At 58.3% G+C, this 18,108-nt stretch carries 18 protein-coding genes and 1 pseudogene; 4 read left to right on the top strand and 15 right to left on the bottom strand.

The genetic code is table 11. The annotated features are described in order from the left end of the window. Window positions 1–84: 84 nt before the first annotated feature. Window positions 85–525 carry a hypothetical protein gene (locus MON38_RS17930; RefSeq protein WP_241937537.1) on the bottom strand — a complete coding sequence of 147 codons (441 nt, stop codon included), beginning with the start codon at window positions 523–525 and terminating at the stop codon, window positions 85–87. Between the two features lie 125 nt (window positions 526–650). Here MON38_RS17930 and aspS point away from each other — a divergent pair, with 125 nt between their 5' ends. Further along, window positions 651–2,414: an aspartate--tRNA ligase gene (aspS, locus tag MON38_RS17935; protein ID WP_241937538.1), complete on the top strand. Its 1,764-nt coding sequence runs from the start codon at window positions 651–653 to the stop codon at window positions 2,412–2,414. A gap of 52 nt (window positions 2,415–2,466) precedes the next feature. On the opposite strand, the gene MON38_RS17940 is transcribed toward aspS, so the two are convergent. After that, a complete protein-coding gene (locus MON38_RS17940; RefSeq protein ID WP_241937539.1) occupies window positions 2,467–3,300 on the bottom strand; it encodes a hypothetical protein in 834 nt (277 codons plus the stop codon). Between the two features lie 232 nt (window positions 3,301–3,532). Between MON38_RS17940 and MON38_RS17945 the strand changes: the two genes are divergently transcribed. Then, on the top strand, window positions 3,533–3,721 hold the full coding sequence (locus MON38_RS17945; RefSeq protein ID WP_241937540.1) for a hypothetical protein: 189 nt from the start codon (window positions 3,533–3,535) through the stop codon (window positions 3,719–3,721). 113 nt (window positions 3,722–3,834) lie between these two features. Here the strand turns inward: MON38_RS17945 and MON38_RS17950 are convergent, their stop codons facing one another. The 11 genes and pseudogenes from MON38_RS17950 to MON38_RS18000 all read right to left on the bottom strand — a co-directional run. Continuing rightward, entirely contained in the window at window positions 3,835–4,869 is a 1,035-nt protein-coding gene (locus MON38_RS17950) for a phytanoyl-CoA dioxygenase family protein (RefSeq protein WP_241937541.1), read from the bottom strand. Between the two features lie 126 nt (window positions 4,870–4,995). Next, window positions 4,996–5,505, bottom strand: a complete 510-nt coding sequence (locus MON38_RS17955; protein WP_241937542.1) for an NADH-quinone oxidoreductase subunit J family protein — start codon at window positions 5,503–5,505, stop codon at window positions 4,996–4,998. A 118-nt stretch (window positions 5,506–5,623) separates the two neighbouring features. After that, window positions 5,624–6,202, bottom strand: coding sequence for a NuoI/complex I 23 kDa subunit family protein (locus tag MON38_RS17960; RefSeq protein ID WP_241937543.1), 579 nt, complete (start codon window positions 6,200–6,202; stop codon window positions 5,624–5,626). 120 nt (window positions 6,203–6,322) lie between these two features. Beyond that, entirely contained in the window at window positions 6,323–7,420 is a 1,098-nt protein-coding gene (gene nuoH, locus MON38_RS17965) for an NADH-quinone oxidoreductase subunit NuoH (protein WP_241937544.1), read from the bottom strand. A 119-nt stretch (window positions 7,421–7,539) separates the two neighbouring features. Then, window positions 7,540–8,556, bottom strand: coding sequence for an NADH-quinone oxidoreductase subunit G (locus MON38_RS17970; RefSeq protein ID WP_241937545.1), 1,017 nt, complete (start codon window positions 8,554–8,556; stop codon window positions 7,540–7,542). A gap of 121 nt (window positions 8,557–8,677) precedes the next feature. Further along, window positions 8,678–10,018: an NADH-quinone oxidoreductase subunit NuoF gene (gene nuoF, locus MON38_RS17975; RefSeq protein WP_241937546.1), complete on the bottom strand. Its 1,341-nt coding sequence runs from the start codon at window positions 10,016–10,018 to the stop codon at window positions 8,678–8,680. Window positions 10,019–10,048: 30 nt separating this feature from the next. Further along, window positions 10,049–10,621 (bottom strand): NADH-quinone oxidoreductase subunit NuoE family protein, encoded by a 573-nt coding sequence (locus MON38_RS17980; protein ID WP_241937547.1) that lies wholly within the window; start codon window positions 10,619–10,621, stop codon window positions 10,049–10,051. A gap of 21 nt (window positions 10,622–10,642) precedes the next feature. After that, the gene (locus MON38_RS17985; RefSeq protein ID WP_236668927.1) at window positions 10,643–11,830 is read right to left on the bottom strand and encodes an NADH-quinone oxidoreductase subunit D; all 1,188 of its coding nucleotides are present in this window, start codon (window positions 11,828–11,830) and stop codon (window positions 10,643–10,645) included. A 93-nt stretch (window positions 11,831–11,923) separates the two neighbouring features. Further along, on the bottom strand, window positions 11,924–12,484 hold the full coding sequence (locus tag MON38_RS17990) for an NADH-quinone oxidoreductase subunit C (RefSeq protein ID WP_241937548.1): 561 nt from the start codon (window positions 12,482–12,484) through the stop codon (window positions 11,924–11,926). 72 nt (window positions 12,485–12,556) lie between these two features. Beyond that, window positions 12,557–13,114: an NADH-quinone oxidoreductase subunit B gene (locus MON38_RS17995; protein WP_241937549.1), complete on the bottom strand. Its 558-nt coding sequence runs from the start codon at window positions 13,112–13,114 to the stop codon at window positions 12,557–12,559. A 101-nt stretch (window positions 13,115–13,215) separates the two neighbouring features. Beyond that, window positions 13,216–13,596, bottom strand: a pseudogene (locus tag MON38_RS18000) (NADH-quinone oxidoreductase subunit A); the annotation flags it as partial. A 233-nt stretch (window positions 13,597–13,829) separates the two neighbouring features. Between MON38_RS18000 and MON38_RS18005 the strand changes: the two are divergent. Beyond that, entirely contained in the window at window positions 13,830–15,389 is a 1,560-nt protein-coding gene (locus MON38_RS18005; protein ID WP_241937550.1) for a sensor histidine kinase, read from the top strand. Further along, window positions 15,370–15,786: a response regulator gene (locus MON38_RS18010; protein WP_241937551.1), complete on the top strand. Its 417-nt coding sequence runs from the start codon at window positions 15,370–15,372 to the stop codon at window positions 15,784–15,786. Before MON38_RS18005 ends, MON38_RS18010 begins: the two co-directional genes overlap by 20 nt. Window positions 15,787–15,921: 135 nt before the next feature. Here the strand turns inward: MON38_RS18010 and pruA are convergent, their stop codons facing one another. Both pruA and MON38_RS18020 read right to left on the bottom strand, forming a co-directional pair. Then, window positions 15,922–17,586: an L-glutamate gamma-semialdehyde dehydrogenase gene (gene pruA, locus MON38_RS18015; RefSeq protein WP_241937552.1), complete on the bottom strand. Its 1,665-nt coding sequence runs from the start codon at window positions 17,584–17,586 to the stop codon at window positions 15,922–15,924. A 133-nt stretch (window positions 17,587–17,719) separates the two neighbouring features. Further along, window positions 17,720–18,079, bottom strand: a complete 360-nt coding sequence (locus tag MON38_RS18020; protein WP_241937553.1) for a hypothetical protein — start codon at window positions 18,077–18,079, stop codon at window positions 17,720–17,722. Window positions 18,080–18,108: the final 29 nt, after the last annotated feature.

Genomic DNA, 18,108 nt, shown 5'->3' on the forward strand with positions numbered 1-18,108 from the left:
GCAATCCAATCAACAGGATTACTGGTAGCGGGCAAGATGCTTCGCTGCGCTCTGCATGACGTTTTGGCGAAGCGACAAACGCAATTAGCGGCGGATGGTCGGGTACTTAATCCGCACCTTCTTCCAGTACACGTAATTGCCGGTTTTGGCTTCCACGAGGTAGGTGCCGGCCGGAATCTTGCCCAGGTTGACGGGCGCGCCGGTGTTGTTGGCGGGGTCCAGTTCGGTCTGGTACACCACGTTGTTTTTGTAGTCGGTCATCACCAGCGTGCCGGGCTTGGTGAACTGCTGGGTGAAACTCAGCAGAATATCAGTCGAGTTGGCTTTGGGGAAAACGTCGATGCCCGAGAGCGTTTCCACGCGCTTGATGGGGCCTTCGAGCGTGACCGCGCCGGCCGTGCCCTTCGATTTAATTTCCATCCCGGTCGCGTCGGACTTGGTTTTGGTCTTGATTTTGGTCTGGGCCTGGGCGGTGCCAGCAGCCAGAAGAGCGGTGGCCAGGGCGAGCGCGGGGAAGAATTTCATGGGATATTGGAGGGGATTGAATGGGCAAAGGAACGCCGTTGCCAGCGGCTATTACATACTCCGTACCAAAATTGCGGGTTGCCTTCCTACGCGCAAGGCCTAACTTTGCCCGAAACCCCATTGCCATGCTACGTACCCACACCTGCGGCGAGCTCCGCCCCGAACACATTGGCCAAACCGTCACCCTTTGCGGCTGGGTGCAGCGCACCCGCGACAAAGGCTCCCTGCTCTGGATTGACCTGCGCGACCGGTACGGCCTCACCCAAATCACCCTCGAAGAAGGCGTGGAGGCCGAAGCCGTGCGCGAATCGGCCCGCCACCTCGGCCGCGAGTTCGTGCTGAGCGTGACCGGCAAAGTGGCCGAGCGCTACTCCAAAAACGACAAAATCCCGACCGGCGGCATCGAAATACGCCCCGAGAAGGTCGAAATCCTGAACCCCGCCAAGCTGCCGCCCTTCCTCATCGAAGACGACACCGACGGCGGCGACGACCTGCGGATGAAATACCGCTACCTCGACCTGCGCCGCACCCCTGTGCGCAACAACCTGATGCTGCGCCACAAAATGGCCCAGGCCGTGCGCCGCTACCTCGACGGCCAGGACTTCATCGAAGTTGAAACGCCCGTGCTCATCAAGTCCACGCCCGAAGGTGCGCGCGACTTTGTGGTGCCCTCGCGCATGAACCCCGGCGAGTTCTACGCCCTGCCGCAGTCGCCCCAGACCTTTAAGCAGCTGCTCATGGTGTCGGGCTTCGACCGGTATTTTCAGATTGTGAAGTGCTTCCGCGACGAAGACCTGCGCGCCGACCGCCAGCCTGAATTCACGCAGATTGACTGCGAAATGGCCTTCGTGACGCAGGAGGACATCCTCGACATGTTCGAGGGCCTGGTGCGCTACCTGTTCAAGGAAATCAAAAACCTCGATTTCCCCACCGTGCCCCGCATGACTTACGCCGACGCCATGCGCGACTACGGCAACGACAAGCCCGACACCCGCTTCGAAATGAAGTTCGCCAACCTCACCGAAACCGTGAAGGGCCAGAGCTTCCCCGTCTTCGACAGCGCCGAGCTGGTGCTGGGCATCAATGCCGCCACCTGCGCCGCCTACACCCGCAAGCAAATCGATGAGCTGACTGAGTGGGTGAAGCGTCCACAAATCGGCGCCACCGGCCTAGTATATGCCCGCGTGGAGGCCGACGGCCAGGTAAAATCCTCGGTTGATAAGTTCTACTCGCAGGACGAGCTGCAGAAGTGGAAAGCCGCTTTCAACGCCAACCCCGGCGACCTCATCCTGCTGCTGGCCGGACCCGAAGCCAAAACCCGCAAAGCCATGAGCGAGCTGCGCCTCGAAATGGGCCGCCGCCTCGGCCTGCGCGACCCCAACTCGTTCTCGCCGCTGTGGGTGATTGACTTCCCGCTGCTCGAGTTCAGTGAGGAGGAAAACCGCCACTTCGCCATGCACCACCCCTTCACCTCGCCCAAGCCCGAGGATTTGGCCCTGCTCGACAACCCCGCCACCATCGGCCAGACTCGCGCCAATGCCTACGACCTCGTGATAAATGGCGTGGAAATCGGTGGCGGCTCCATCCGCATCCACGACCGCGCCGTGCAGGCCCGCATGTTCTCGCTGCTCGGCTTCACGCCCGAAGAAGCCCAGGCCCAGTTCGGCTTCCTGCTCGACGCCTTTGAATACGGCGCGCCGCCCCACGGCGGCCTCGCCTTCGGCTTCGACCGCCTCTGCAGCCTCTTCGGCGGCTCCGACAGCATCCGCGACTTCATCGCCTTCCCGAAGAACAACTCGGGCCGCGATGTGATGATTGACTCGCCTTCGCCGATTTCGGACGTGCAGCTGAAAGAACTGAGCATCAAAACGGACGTGGTGGCGAAGTAGGTTTTTGAAGCGTTAGAAATGGAAGCGGCGACTGGAATCAGTCGCCGCTTTCTTATTGAAGCAATTGCCGAACGGGGAATACCTGCTTGGAATGAGTTTTTACGGTCTTCTTGATACCTATAATATTGTTGAAGTCAACAAAGGCAGAGGCGAAGCTTTCAAAGTCGACTGCTCCTGATTGTGCCCCGCAACGTTTTGCTGCCTGCGTAATTTCAAGATGCCCAATCCGCTCAAATCTATCAGCAATAGCAAGCAAAGTCTTATGAGCCATTCCAACTACATTGAACCCGACGCGGCTTGCAGGTTCAATCATTCTTCCCATTATCTCCCCATTTTGCACGTCCTCAAAAGTGGCTTTTGATGGAGCGGTATAAGTCGGCATGGCAAACTGATAGCTGCAACGGCCGCGATGCTGTGAAATGAGAAGAAGAATCGTCGCTCTATAGGTGCCGTCTGACATTTGAAAAGAGAGTACATCGCCCTCATCAAAAACGAATTTGGTTTGGGCCTTATGTATCTTCCTTTTCCTAGGCCGGATGTTAGGCTGGCTGATTTTGTCCCAGAACCGGTTTAAAACCTGCTGCCTTTTACGTCCTTCATTCGGTGCGTTTTCTGACTGTGTTAAGTAGTTGGCAAAGGCGTTTTGCTTGATAGCAAGTGCTACTTGGGAAAGTATTTCTTCATCCAGTTGGCCAACTTCCCAAAGCGCAAGCGCATAAGCTGTGATGAATATTTCATCATCAACGTCATCATTGTCGGCCTGAAACTGCTCAATGGCTGTCTTAACTGTTTCTATTGATTCCCCCGCATCATAGAGGTCCATGAATGTAACGTATACATCATGCGCTAAATCGCCATCAATAATTTTTACTCCGTCCGTTGCCATTGATTTGTATTTGCTGTTTCCGTCCCACCGCAATAATAAGAAACTTGAGAAACGGAAGCGGCGACTGATATTTCAGTCGCCGCTTTTTATTGGCTAGGCGAAAGCGTCGGTGCGTTGGCACTGCAAAACACCCCGTTCGACAGGCTACGCACCTGACCAAGCGAAGAGGCAACCCCAGCGCTTCGTGCACCGAGTAGGTTTGTATCAGTCAACCACTTCACCACTCGCTGCCATGTCCAAGCTGTACATTCTCGCCGCCGTTTTTCTGTTCTGGAGTGCCCTTGCCGCTTCCTTGATGCAAGCGCAGCTGGTGGCGTCGCCGATGCACAAAATGCGGGTGCCGACGTATCGTTCCCTGCCCATTCGCGCCACAGTCATTGCCAAGTCGAATGCGGCGGCTACGGCTACTTCTTATAATTGATAGCGTCCTGCCTGCAAGCTATTCTATTGAATAAATACGCCCGATAAATTACCATAAATAGTAAACAGCTGCGCCGAGCCCAATGGGTTCGGCGCAGCTGTTTAAGCGTTCGACTATAACCACGCCATATTTTCCCGGAACTCGACCGGGTACATGTTTAAGTACTGCACGATGCGTGGGTAGGTGCCGCGGTTAGGGCTGCTGCCGTGCGGCAGCGCATGGTGCCAGATAATAAAATCGCCGGCTTCGGCCGCAATGGGCACGGCCAGCGCATTCAGATTCACCTGGCGCGGGTCGGTGCCAGCGGGCAGCGACGCCAGCCAAGTTTCCAACTGGCGATGGAACCCCGGCACGCAACGGAAAGCACCTTGCTCGGCCGGTGTGTCGCAGAGGTAGAGCAGTCCTTGGGTGCCAAAGCGCAGCGGTGGCACCAAACTCATATCCCAATGCAAGGGCGTGCCCTGGTGCTGGTAGGTAGCCGTTTCGGGCGGGTTGAAGCTGGTGCGGTCGGTGGTTTTCCAGAGGTCGGCCGTTTGCCAGAGCTGGGCGAAGGCTTTCTGAATGCGTTTCGACTGCCGGTTAGCCAGTAGGATGGGATGATGGTAGAAATCCATCATAATCCCCTTGCCAATTGGTTTCTCGTACCAAGTAGCAGGCTTGCTCGGGTCCATGCCCAAGGCTTCCCAAACGGCGTTCTCCGTCGCTTGTGCCTGTTCTTTCGAAATTGCCGCGCGAAGAATAACATACCCGTGCTCCTCCCAAAACGCCAGGTCCTCCGCACTCAAAACAACCGGTTCTTCCTCAATTGCCCGCAGGCTGCGCCGCAGGTCCTCTGGATACGGGTGATTAGAAAAGATGCTGTTGAGGCGCTCTATTTGCAATGGGTCAATCTGCCCGTTGTTTTTGGCCAGAACCCAGTTTTCAAACTCGGCAAAGCTTGGATTTACCTGCATCAGGTAGTGCATCGTTTCCTCAATCGGCAGGCCTAATCCGTTGAGGAGCAGATTATCAAACCGCCAGTTTTTCTCCGTTTGCTCGATAAATATGCCATTGCGCTGGGCCAGCCCTTGCGACCAGAAACGCTTTAAATGCCGTACGCCAAGTGCGCCGGTTTCTTCCGAATTGGCTAATGTATACTGGATACTCATGCGCATGTAGGCTATTAGCAAGCAAGACAACTGACCGAAACGCCCGCGTCGGGCAAGTTACCAACAAGCACAAAAAAAGCGGCAACTGAAATTTCAGTTGCCGCTTCGTATTTCAATCAGCTCTGTCTAAAAATTCCGCTCGCCCGTCTCGCGCTTGCCCAGCATCACCGAGCCCACCATAGCAGCCAGCAGCAGAATAGAAGCCAATTCAAACGGCAGTGCATAGTCGCGGAATAACACCATGCCCAGTTTGTCTACCATGCCAATCTGCGAATCAAAATTGGCCGGGTCGTAGCCAGCCGGGCTCACGTTGCGCAGCGCCGCCACCAGAATCAGCAGCAGCGAACCGCCGGCGATGGCGGCCGCAAACTTGGCCAGCGCCGGCTTGTGCGGCTCAGTTTCCTCGTTCAGGTTCAAGAACATAATCACAAACAGGAACAGAACCATGATGGCGCCGGCATACACGATGATATTCACCGCCGCCAAGAACTGCGCATTGAGCAGCAGGTAGTGGCCCGAAAGGGTGAAGAACGTGAGGATGAGGAACAGGACGCTGTGCACCGGGTTTTTGGCCAGCACCACGCCCAATGCACTCAGCAGGGCCACGAACGAGAGAAAGAGGAAGAGAGGAGACATGAATTTGTCATGCTGAGCGCAGCGAAGCATCTTATCACGCTTGCGCCGCTCGGTGTGATTACTAATTCAGACGAAAGCAGCGGTGATAAGATGCTTCCTTCGTCAGCATGACAGGCGATTACGCCAGTTGCGAACGCAGCTTGTCGGCCTGCTCGGGCGTGAGCTGGATGCCGCGCTTCGAGCGGTTGTCCGGCGTCACGGGCTCCACCAGCCGGTCTTTGCCGTAGATAAATTCGTCGCGCTCGAAGCGCGGCGGGGCCATTTTATCGGCTTGCAGGTACACGGCGGCTTTCGGACAGGCTTCCTCGCACAGGCCGCAGAAGATGCAGCGCAGCATGTTTATTTCGTAGCTCACCGCGTATTTCTCCTCGCGGTAGAGGCCTTCTTCGCCTTTTTTGCGCTCGCCGGCTACCATCGTGATGGCTTCGGCAGGGCAGGCCACGGCGCAGAGGCCGCAGGCCGTGCAGCGCTCCCGGCCGGCCTCGTCACGCTTCAACACGTGCAAGCCGCGGAAAACGGGGGAGAAGGGGCGCGTCTCTTCGGGATAGCGAATGGTGACCTGCTTCTTGGTGGCAGCCCGGAAAAAGTGCTGCATCGTGATGCTCAGGCCCTGGAAAATAGCCGGCAGGTACGCCCGCTCGGCCAAGGTCATGGGCTTCTTTTCGAGGACTTTGGCGCGTTTGCTTAAGGATTCCATAGATATTCTGTCATGCTGAGCTTGCGAAGCATCTTATCACGTTCGCAAAGCTTTGGGGTAACTAATTCTGACGAAGACAGCCGTGATAAGGTGCTTCCTTCGTCAGCATGACAAACAAAATTATTGAATTACGCCGAACGTAATCAGGCCGCCCGTGAGCAGGATGTTGAAAATAGCCAGCGGGATAAGGATGGTCCAGCCCAAGCGCATCAGTTGGTCGTAGCGGAAGCGCGGGAGCGTCCAGCGTACCCACATGAAGAAGAAGATGCCGGTGAAAATCTTGGCAAACATGGCCACCACACCCATCAGCACGAAGATGTTGTGCGCCCAGTCGGCCGACAGGCTGGTTTTGTTGGTGAGGAAATCCAGGAATTCGTACTGGAACGGGTAGTTGAAACCGCCGAAGTACAGTACCGACATCACGGCCGTAGCCACGAATACGTTCACGTACTCCGCAAACAGGTACAAGCCCATTTTCATCGAGCTATATTCGGTGTGGTAGCCGCCAATCAGCTCGGTTTCGCACTCGGGCAAGTCGAATGGTGTGCGGTTGGTCTCGGCGAACGCGCAAACGATGAAGATGACGAAACCGAGCGGCTGCTTGAACACGTTCCAAGTGAAGATGTCGCTCAGATGCCAGCCACCGCCCACGTGCGTCTGCTGCAGGGTGATTTCGCGCAGCGAGAGCGTGCCCGACATCATCAGCACGGCAATCAGGGCCAGGCCCATGGCCAGTTCGTAGCTAATGTTTTGCGAGGCAGCTCGGATGGCACCCAGCAGGGAGAACTTGTTGTTGGAAGCCCAGCCACCAATCATAATCCCGTACACGCCCAGCGACACGATGCCGAATACGTAGAGCATGCCGACATTGATTTCAATGCCCTGCAGGTGAATTTGGGTATCGCCGAATTGCAAAAAGCCGCCAAACGGAATTACAGCCGACGACATCAGGGCCGTAATCATGGCCAGGCAGGGCCCGAATACAAACAGGGCGCGGTTGGCCCCGGCAGGGAAGAATTCTTCCTTGGTGAAGAGCTTTACAGCATCGGCCAGTGGCTGGAGCAGGCCAAAGGGGCCGGCGCGGTCCGGGCCCACGCGGTCCTGCAGGAATGCGGCGATTACGCGCTCGGCGTAGGTGCAATACGTAGCAATCAGCAGCGAAATGCCGAAGGTTGCCAGAACGACGAGGCCTTGCCAGCCCAGAGCGGGGAGAGTCATATGTTATGTGTCATGCTGAGCGCAGCGAAGCAACTTATCACGTCCGCGCAGCTATTGATTTAGTATTTCTGACGAAAGCAGCGGTGATAAGATGCTTCCTTCGTCAGCATGACAGGCGATTAGTTGTTTAAGCCACCCAACCGCAGCGGCGGGTTGCGCTCCAGTTCGCGGGTGGTGCTTTCGGGCAAATCCTGAATTACCTGCGGGTTCACCACCGGCAATTCGTAGTGGTTTTGGGCGATAACCGAGGCGCGGTTGATGTGCGCCGGGCCTTCCAGCACCCAGTCCGTCGTTTCCTTCTTGTCGAAGCGGCAGGTGTTGCAAATCCACTCCTTCACCTCGCCGTACTCGTCCTTGCGGGCGGTTACGCGCAACACGTCTTTGCCTTTATACCACAGCGTTACGTTGCCATTGCACTTGTCGGTCTCGCAGTCGCGGTGGGCGTTCACGGGCTTGGTGAACCATACACGCTGCTTGAAGCGGAAGGTTTTGTCGGTCAGCGCGCCCACTGGGCACACGTCGATGACGTTGCCGCTGAATTCGTTGTCGATGATGTTTTCGATGTACGTACCGATTTCCGAGGCATCGCCGCGGCCCAGCACGCCGTGCACGCGCTCGGGCGTGAGCTGGTCGGCGGTGTACACGCAGCGGTAGCACAGAATGCAGCGCGTCATGTGCAACTGAATGAGCGGGCCGATGTCGATTTTCTCGAAGGTGCGGCGCTCTTCCTCGTAGCGGGTGGTGCTCACGCCGTGCTCGAAGGCGAAGTCCTGCAGGCTGCACTCGCCGGCCTGGTCGCACACCGGGCAATCGAGTGGGTGGTTAATGAGCAGCATCTCCACGATGCCCTTGCGGACATCCATTACCTGCTGGTTGATGGTATTTTCCACCACCATGCCGTCCTGCACCGTCGTGATGCACGAGGCCACGAGCTTAGGCATGGGGCGCGGGTCTTTGGCTGAGCCGGCCGAAACCTTCACCAGGCAGGCGCGGCACTTGCCGCCCGAGCCCTTCAGCGGGGTATAGTAGCACATGGCGGGCGGCACGATGCCGCCGCCAATCTGGCGGGCCGCGTTCAGGATGGTGGTTCCGTCCGGAACTTCCACCTCAATGCCGTCGAACGTTATTTTAGCCATTTGTATAGTATTGTCATGCTGAGCGGAGCGAAGCATCTTATCACGCCTGCGCAGCTTTTAGTTAGTTATTTCTGACGAAAGCAGCGGTGATAAGATGCTTCCTTCGTCAGTATGACAGCTGTTAAGCCAGCACCGCCGCGCCGCGATAGGCCGCGCCGGGCGCCGTAGCTTCTTTGGGATTGGTCACGTGCCACTCGAACTCGTGGCGGAAATGGCGCACGGCGGCGGCTACCGGCCACGCCGCCGCTTCGCCCAGCGGGCAAATGGTGTTGCCTTCAATTTGCTTGGCCACGCTTACCAACAGGTCGATGTCGTGCATCGAGCCGTGACCGTGCTCCAAGCGGTGCAATACCTTTTCCATCCAGCCCGTGCCCTCGCGGCAGGGCGAGCACTGCCCGCACGACTCGTGGTGGTAGAAGCGCGAGAAGTTCCAGGTGTTCTTTACGATGCACGTCGTTTCGTCCATCGCGATGAAGCCGCCCGAGCCCAGCATGGTACCCGTCACGAAGCCGCCGTCGCTCAACGACTCATAAGTCATCAGGCGGTTTTCGCCAGCTGCGGTTTTCAAGATAAGTTCCTTGGGTAGAATCGGTACGGATGAACCGCCGGCCACTACGGCCTTCAGGTCGCGGCCTTTCCAGATACCGCCGCAGTATTCATCGGAGTAGATGAATTCCTCCACCGGCACGCCCAGCTCAATCTCGTAAATACCGGGCTTGTTGAGGTGACCGCAAGCCGAAATCAGCTTAGTACCCGTGCTTTTGCCTACGCCGAGCTTGGCGTACTCGTCGCCGCCTTCGTTGATGATGGGCACTACTGCTGCGATGGTTTCCACGTTGTTCACCACCGTGGGGCGGGCGTAAAGGCCCTGCACGGCCGGAAATGGCGGCTTGTTGCGCGGGTTGCCACGCTTGCCTTCCAGCGACTCCAGCAGCGCGGTTTCCTCGCCGCAGATGTAGGCACCGGCGCCGGGATGCACGTGCAAATCAAGCGAGTAACCCGAGCCGAGAATGTTCTCGCCCAGGAAACCAGCCGCGTAAGCTTCGGCAATGGCCTTTTCCAGAATACGCAGCACGTATAACAACTCGCCGCGGATGTAGATGTAGCTGGTGCGTGCGCCCAAGGCGTAGCTACCCGTAATCATGCCCTCGATGAGTAGGTGGGGCAGTTTCGACATCAACTGCCGGTCCTTAAAGGTGCCGGGCTCCGATTCGTCGGCGTTGCAGACGAGGTAGCGCGGCACGCCCTCTGGCTTGGCTAGGAAGCTCCACTTCATGCCCGTGGGGAAGCCCGCGCCGCCGCGCCCGCGCAGGCCCGACTTCTTCACTTCTTCCACCACTTCGTCGGGCGTCATGGTTTTGAGCGCCTTCTCCACGGAGCGGTAGCCGCCGTGCTTGCGGTATACCTCGAAGGTATTGATGCCTTCGACGTTGATATGTTCAGTTAATAGCTTGCGGCCCATAGTAGTAAGCGTTGTGCTGATGGCCAGCTTTTAGTAATTCTTCAGAGAGTTCGGAAGGCCCGTTTCCTCCCAAGGCAGGATGGGGCGATGAACCAGACCCTTCAATTCGTTCAGCATGGCATCCACTGCTTCCGGGGTGTCGAGTTGCTCGTAGTATTTCTCGCGCACCTGTACAATGGGAGCGAAGCCGCAGGCGGCCAGGCACTCCACTTCCTTCAAGGTGAAAGTGCCGTCGGGCGAGGTGCCGCCTACTTTGGCGCCGGTAATGCGCTCCAGATGGGCCGTCAACTCATCGGAACCGCGCAGCATGCAGGGGCCGGTGCGGCAGATTTCCAGCACGTGCTTGCCAACCGGTTTGAGGTTGTATTGTGTGTAGAAAGACGAGACTTCGTACACTTCAATCGGCTTGATTTTTAGGGTTTCCGCCACCAGGTCCTGCACCTCGGGGCTTACCCAGCCGCCGAATTCGGCTTGCGCGATGTGCAGAATCGGCAGCAGGGCCGACTTGCTCCGGTCTTCCGGATAGTGCGTAAGCAGGCGCTTGATTTCCGCCTGGGCAGCGGGAGAGAATTGCGGTTTGTTGGGCGCGGTGGTCGGCTCCATAGCAGTCAATTTCAACAAAAACTAAGCGTCCAGCTCGCCGGCGATGACGTTCATGGACGAGAGAATGACAATGGCGTCCGACAGCGTCGTACCCACGGCCATTTCGGGATAAGCCTGGTAATATATGAAGCAGGGCCGGCGGAAGTGCAGGCGGTAGGGCGTGCGGCCCCCATCCGAAATCAGGTAAAAGCCCAGTTCGCCGTTGCCGCCTTCCACCGAGTGATATACCTCGCCAACCGGCGCATCAATTTCGCCCATCACGATTTTGAAGTGGTAAATCAGTGCCTCCATGTTCTTGTATACTTCCGGCTTGGTGGGCAGGTAGTAGTGCGGGGCGTCGGCGTGGTAGGGGCCGTCGGGCAGCTTATCAACGGCTTGGTTGATGATGCGCAGGCTCTGCCAGATTTCCTCGTTGCGCACGATGAAACGGTCGTAAGTGTCGCCGTTCGTACCCACCGGAATGTCGAACTCGAAGTCTTCGTAGCTCGAATACGGGTTCATGGCGCGCACGTCGTAGTCGACGCCGGCGGCCCGCAGGTTGGGGCCGGTGAAGCCGTAGCTCAACGCCTTTTCCGCCGAAATCGGGCCCACGTTCACCACGCGGTCCATGAAAATGCGGTTGCGGTTGAACATGTTCTCGAACTCCTTCATCACCGCCGGGAAGCTTTTCAGCCAGGCGCGGAGCTTGTCGAGGGCGGCGGGGGAGAGGTCGCGCTCCATGCCGCCCACGCGGCCCATGTTGGTGGTGAGGCGGGCACCGCACACCTCCTCGTAGATTTCGTAAATCTTCTCGCGCTCCTGGAACACGTAGAGGAAGCCGGTGAAGGCCCCGGTATCCACACCCAGAATCGAGTTGCAGATAAGGTGGTCAGCAATGCGCGCCAACTCCATCATAATCACCCGAATGTATTGCGCACGCTTCGGTACGGTCACGCCGAGTAGTTTTTCCACCGTCATGTGCCAGCCCAGGTTGTTGATGGGCGACGAACAGTAGTTCATCCGGTCGGTGAGGGTGGTAATCTGGTAGAACGGCTTGCGCTCGGCCAGCTTCTCGAAGGCCCGGTGGATGTAGCCGATGGTGGGCACACCCGACACAATGCGCTCGCCATCCATTTGCAGGATGTTCTGGAAAATGCCGTGCGTGGCGGGGTGCGTCGGGCCCAGGTTCAGCGTCGTCAGCTCCTGGCTGAAGTCGTTGAGAATGGGCATCAGCTGGCCGGGGCGCTGGGCAGCGGCCTCTTCTTGAATCTTGTGGGTGCCTGCCAGGGCGTCGTTTACTGCCATGATATGAGTATCAGGGGCCTAGCGGCCGAAAAACAGGTCGGTTTTGTCTTCGCGGGTACCGTCTTCGACGGGGTATTCGCGGCGCATCGGGTGGTAGTCCATATCCTCCACGTTGAGGATGCGAATGAGATTTGGGTGGCCGGTGAAGATGACGCCGAAGAAATCGTAGGCCTCGCGCTCCATCCAATTGGCGGTGTTGTAAAGGTCCGTCAGGGTCGGCACCACCGGGTCAGCAATGGGGAAGAAGATTTTCAGGCGTAGCCGGATATTCTTCGTCATGCTGTGCAGGTGGTAAATCATGCCTAGCTCCTTGCCCGAATTCTCGGGGTAGTTGATACCGCACATGGTGGTCAGGAAGTGGAATTTCAATTCCTGGTCCTGTTGCAGGCCGGCGATGATTTCGTGGATTTTCTCCCGCGTAGTCGTCGCCGTCAGCAAGCCGTAGGGCTCGTGCACATCGGTAAACGTCGCCTCGCCAAACAAACGGTGCAACAGCGCCAGCACCTGAGCGTTCTGGGCCTTTATCGGGTCTTCGGCAACGGGCGCTTCGGGAGCGGCAGCAGATTCCTGAGGATTCATTCGGGAGTGGTATTAGCCAGCTAATCGGAAAAAGGCAGCCTTTCTATCCGACTACTGACTACCTGATACAGACTATTTAATGTTATAAGATGCCAGCAAAGCTTGATATTCAGGGGCGTTGCGGCGGCGAAATGATTCGCTGCGGGCGAGGTCCTGCACGCGCATCAGGCCGTCGAGCACCTGCTCGGGGCGGGGCGGGCAGCCGGGCACGTACACATCAACCGGGATGATGCGGTCGATGCCTTGCAGCACCGAGTACGAGTCGAAAATGCCGCCCGAGCAGGCACAGGCGCCCATGGCCAGCACCCAGCGGGGCTCGGCCATTTGCTCATACACCTGCTTCACGATGGGTGCCATTTTCTTAGCGATGGTGCCCATTACCATCAGCAAATCGGCTTGGCGGGGCGAGAAGCTGGGACGTTCGGAGCCAAAGCGGGAGATGTCGTAGTGCGAGCCCATGGTGGCCATGAACTCGATGCCGCAACAGGAGGTGGCGAAGGGCAGGGGCCAGAGCGAGTTGGCACGGGCTATGCCCACTACTTTCTCCAGCGACGTGGCAAAGAAGCCAGCGCCCTCGACGCCCTCGGGGGCCTCAACGGTTTTTATTTCAGGAACTCGGTTATCAGCCATAGTTATAGGAGACAAGCAGATTAAGCGGCTTTCGCCACTTGGGCGGGCCGGTTTTCTAACACCGGCGTTGCGGCGAAAGTTTGGCGCTCAGGCGCTTCGTTCCAGCGCAAAATGCCCTTTTTGATGATGTAGAAGAAGCCCGCCAGCAGCAGCGTCATGAATACAATCATCTCGATGAAACCGGCGCGGCCGAGGGCACGGAAATTCACGGCCCAAGGGTACATGAAGATGACTTCGACGTCGAAAAGCACGAAAACGATGGCCGTGAGGAAGTATTTCACTGAAATCGGGGTGCGGGCATTGCCTACCGATTCGATGCCGCACTCGAAAGATGCGTCCTTTACGGTGCTGTGGCGCTTGGGGCCTACTAGGTGCGAAACCACCATAGCGAAGGCCACAAAAGCCAGGGCCAGACCAAATTGAATGACAATGGGAAGATAATCGGAGGGCTGATAATTGGCAGCCGGCAGGGCTAGGTACATAGTGGTCAATTATATAGCAAACAGGCCTCACGGGCGCTGAAGGGCAAAGGTAGCGCCCACGGGGTTGGGGCGCAATGTTGCAGTCATAACCGTTCTACGCATCGGTTGGGTTGGATGGACGGCTGGTGGAGGCTGACCGGTGCTCAGATAGAGATATTCCGTGCATAACTGGCTTTTGTTTGGATTGAATGTGCTTTCTTTAGGGGCAAGCTGGTCGTTCCTATCCCTTCGCTATGTCTGATTCTGCTGATTCTTCGGGGGGCGCTGCGGCGGCTATTGCGGCCTTGGTGGAGCGGGAGCATCAGCTGTCGGTGTTGTTTGATGCGATTGCCGATGTGACGTTCGTGCTGAACGTGGAAGCAGTGGACCGCTACCGGTTCGTATTTGCTAACAAGGCCTTCGAAAAGACTACTGGCTTGCCGGTGGCGCAGGTGCTGGGGCGCTATGTGGAGGAAGTGATTCCGGAACCCTCGCTCAGCTTAGTGCTCACCAAGTATCGCGAGGCCATCGAAACCATGCAGCGCGTGGTGTGGCAGGAGGTTTCGGACTACCCAACAGGCCAGGTGACAGGCGAAGTGAGCGTGACGCCGGTGCCCGACGAGCACGGCCACTGCTGCCAGCTGGTGGGCGTGGTGCACGACCTGACCAAGGAAAAAAAAGTAGAAGCGGCCCTGCGCCTCAGCAACGAGCGGTTTGCCTATGCCCTGAAGGCCACCACCGATGCCATCTACGACTGGAATACTGGCCGCGACACGCTGTACTGGGGCGAGGGCTTTGAGGACCTGTTCGGCCACCAGCTAACCGAAAACCCTACGCCCTTCAGCAAGTGGGCCGACTATGTGCACCCCGCCGACAGCCCGCGCGTGGTGGCGGGCCTGCGGCACGCGGCTTTTGAAACCACGAACCTGTTCTGGCAGGAGGAATACCGCTTCCAGCGGTCCGATGGGAGCTGGGCCGAAGTATTTGACCGCGGCTACCTGCTGCGCGAGGCGTCGGGCCAGGCCGTGCGCATGATTGGGGCCATGCAGGACATCACGCCCCGCAAGCAGAGCGAACGCCAGCAGCGGCTGCTGGCCGAGAAACTCATTGGCCAGAATGCCGACTTGCAGCAGTTTACCTACATTGTATCGCACAACCTGCGTGCACCCCTGGCTAATGCGCTGGGCTTTAGCGACCTGCTGGCCCGGGTGGATAAGCAGTCCGCGGTGTTCGATACTTCGCTGCACAACCTGCGCACCAGCCTGCAGCTGCTGGATGAGGTGCTGGCCGACGTGAACGACATCCTGTCGGTGCGCGACGAGCAGGCCGGCTACCGGCCTGAGCCCGTGCCGCTGGCCGCCGTGTGCCGGCAGGCACTGTTGAGCTTGCAGGACGCGCTGCAAAACGCTGGCGGCCAGCTGCAGCTGCAGATTGCGCCCGAACTGCACGTGGCGGGCAGCCGGGCCTACTTCCACAGCATCTTTCACAACCTGATTTCCAACGCCATCAAGTACCGGGCCGATGCCCGGCCACTACGCATCGCCATTGTAGCGACTGCGACTCCGGCCGGCGGGCTGACCATTGTGGTGCGCGACAATGGCTCGGGGTTTGACCGGAAACTGGCCGGCGACAATGTTTTCCAACTTTACCGGCGCTTTCATGCGGGGCAGACCGGGCGCGGCATTGGGCTGTATCTGGTGCGGGCCCACGTGGAGACCATGGGCGGGCAGGTGGTTGTCGAAAGCCGCCCCAATGAAGGAACCGAATTCACGCTTTATTTCAGGCCCCATGCGGATGAAAACCTACCTCATTGACGACGACGACCTCGCCATCTACCTCACCGAGCACCTGTTGCGGACCGAAGGATTTTCCAACTGCATCTGCACGTTTCAGTCGGCCCGGGAGGCGCTGGAGAAGCTGGTGGGCAAGAAGCAGCGGGTGCCCCAGGTGGTGTTTCTCGACCTGAACATGCCGCTGATGGACGGCTGGCAATTCCTGGATGCGCTGGCGCCGTATGAGGAAGCCTTGCGCGGCACCTGCCATATCTACATCCTCACGTCATCGCTGGCGCTGAAGGACCTGGAGAAATCCAAGGAGTACGAACTAGTGGCCGGCCTCATTCATAAGCCGCTGGACAGCGAGGAAATCCGGGCCATTCAGTCGCAGTTTGGCGAGGAAGCGGCGGACGACGGCAAGCCCTGCGACTGCTGAGCGGGAGGCGAATGCGAGAAATCCCCGTTGTTCATCAGTAAATCGCAAAAGATGATACTGCTCCGGTACTCGGGCAATGAAAAAGCCGGACTTATTTAAGGTCCGGCTTTTTTATTGCCATAAGATTGAGACGGCTTACAGGCCTTTATCGCGGTTCAAGTCCTCGGCCGGTGCCGAGCCCAGGAAGGGGTAGCGGTAGTCCGTCACGGGCACGAAGGTTTCCTTGATGGCGCGGGGCGACACCCAGCGCAGCAGGTTCAGGATGGAGCCGGCTTTGTCGTTGGTGCCGGAGGCGCGGGCGCCGCCGAAGGGCTGCTGGCCCACCACGGCGCCGGTGGGCTTGTCGTTGATGTAGAAGTTGCCGGCGGCGTGCGTCAGCTTCTTCGAGGCCAGGTCGATGGCGTAACGGTCCTGCGAGAACACGGCGCCGGTGAGGGCGTAGGGCGAGGTGCTGTCGACCAGCTCCAGGGTTTCTTCGAATTTGTCGGCGTCGTAGACGTAGACTGTTACCACGGGGCCGAACAGCTCGTCGCACATCGTGATGTACTTCGGGTCTTTGGCCACGATGACGGTGGGTTCGATGAAGTAGCCTTTCGACTTGTCGTAGCCGCCGCCGGCGATGATTTCGGCGTTCGGGTCGGCCTTCGCGCCGTCGATGTACTTGGCGAGCTTGTCGAAGGAAACTTCGCTGATAACGGCATTGATGAAGTTGCCGAAATCTTCCACGTCGCCCATTTTGAAGGAGGCGAGGTCTTCTTTCACGTAGCCGAAGATTTCATCGGCCAGGTTGCTGGGCAGGTACACGCGTGAGGCGGCCGAGCATTTCTGGCCCTGGTACTCGAACGCGCCGCGCGAAATGCCCACAGCCACGGCCTTGGCGTGGGCCGAGGGGTGCGCCACGATGAAGTCTTTGCCGCCGGTTTCGCCCACGATGCGCGGGTAAGACTTGTAGCTGGCGATGTTCTGGCCGATTTCCTGCCAGATGGTCTGGAACACCTTAGTGGAGCCGGTGAAGTGGATGCCAGCGAAGTCGCGGTGCTTGAACACCACGTCGCCCACCACGGGACCGTCGGCATACACGAGGTTAATAACCCCGGCGGGCACGCCGGCTTCTTCGAACAGCTCCATCAGCACCTGGGCCGAGTAGACCTGCGTATCGGCGGGTTTCCAGACCACCACGTTGCCCATCATGGCCACCGAGGAGGGCAGGTTGGCGGCGATGGAGGTGAAGTTGAAGGGCGTGAGGGCGAACACGAAGCCCTCGAGGGGGCGCTGCTCGAGGCGGTTCCACATGCCGGGCAGGCTCTCGGGCTGCTGCTCGTAGACCTGGCGCATGAAGTGCACGTTGAAGCGGAAGAAGTCAATCAGCTCGCAGGCGGCGTCGATTTCGGCCTGGAAGGCGTTTTTGCTCTGGGCCAGCATGGTGGCCGCGTTGATGCGGGCGCGGTAGGGGCCGGCGAGCAGGTCGGCGGCTTTGAGGAAGATGGCGGCGCGGTGCTCCCAGGGCAGCTCGGCCCAGGCGGTGCGGGCAGCCAGGGCGGCATCGATGGCCTGATTTACGTGGGCGGCCGTGCCGTAGTGGAAGTGGCCGAGGGTGCGCTGGTGGTCGTGCGGGGGGCTCATGCGGCGCAGGTCGCCGGTGCGCACCTGCTGGCCGCCGATGTGCATGGGAATGTCCAGCTCCAGCCCGCGCAGGCGCTTGAGCTCCTGCTGTAGCTCGAGCCGCTCTTTCGAGCCGGGCGCGTAGCCTTTCACGGGTTCGTTGATGGGGACGGGGACGTTGAAAAAGCCGGTGGCCATAGGTGAAGGGGGGGTGAGTGGGCGTGGGGCAAAGGTAAGACGACGATTTCACGCAGCGTTTCTAGTCCGATTCATTGCCAACTTAATCGAGCAGAAACGATTCGCTGCTGATGGAATAAGAATCAGGCGGCTTCTACCTTAACTGACGTTGTGCAACTAGGCCATTAAATGTCAGGAAGCCAAACAGTACTATTCCAAAAGCAAAAGCCTCACTAAGTGCTGGCTCATTCGATAAAAGGGCACTGCGCGGTTTATCTGGCGAATAGCAAACTGTAAGAGGAGTAGTAGGAGGTAAATCTGCAAGCAATTGCTTAGTGGCCACAATGCAAGCGAATTGTTCGCCGTGTTGTGGTTGCTGGTAGCGTATTATCAGAAAATGCGATGTAGCAAACACTCCCTCCCGGACAAAGGGCTTGTACACAGTGGCAGCTACTGGCTCGCGCTGCAATGTTTTGAACTGTTGTATTCCGTGCCAAAGCACAAATAGTAGCATGAGCAGCGAAAGAGGTAGAAGTACCCTAG

It is taken from the genome of Hymenobacter cyanobacteriorum, from assembly GCF_022631375.1.
Classification (GTDB): domain Bacteria; phylum Bacteroidota; class Bacteroidia; order Cytophagales; family Hymenobacteraceae; genus Hymenobacter; species Hymenobacter cyanobacteriorum.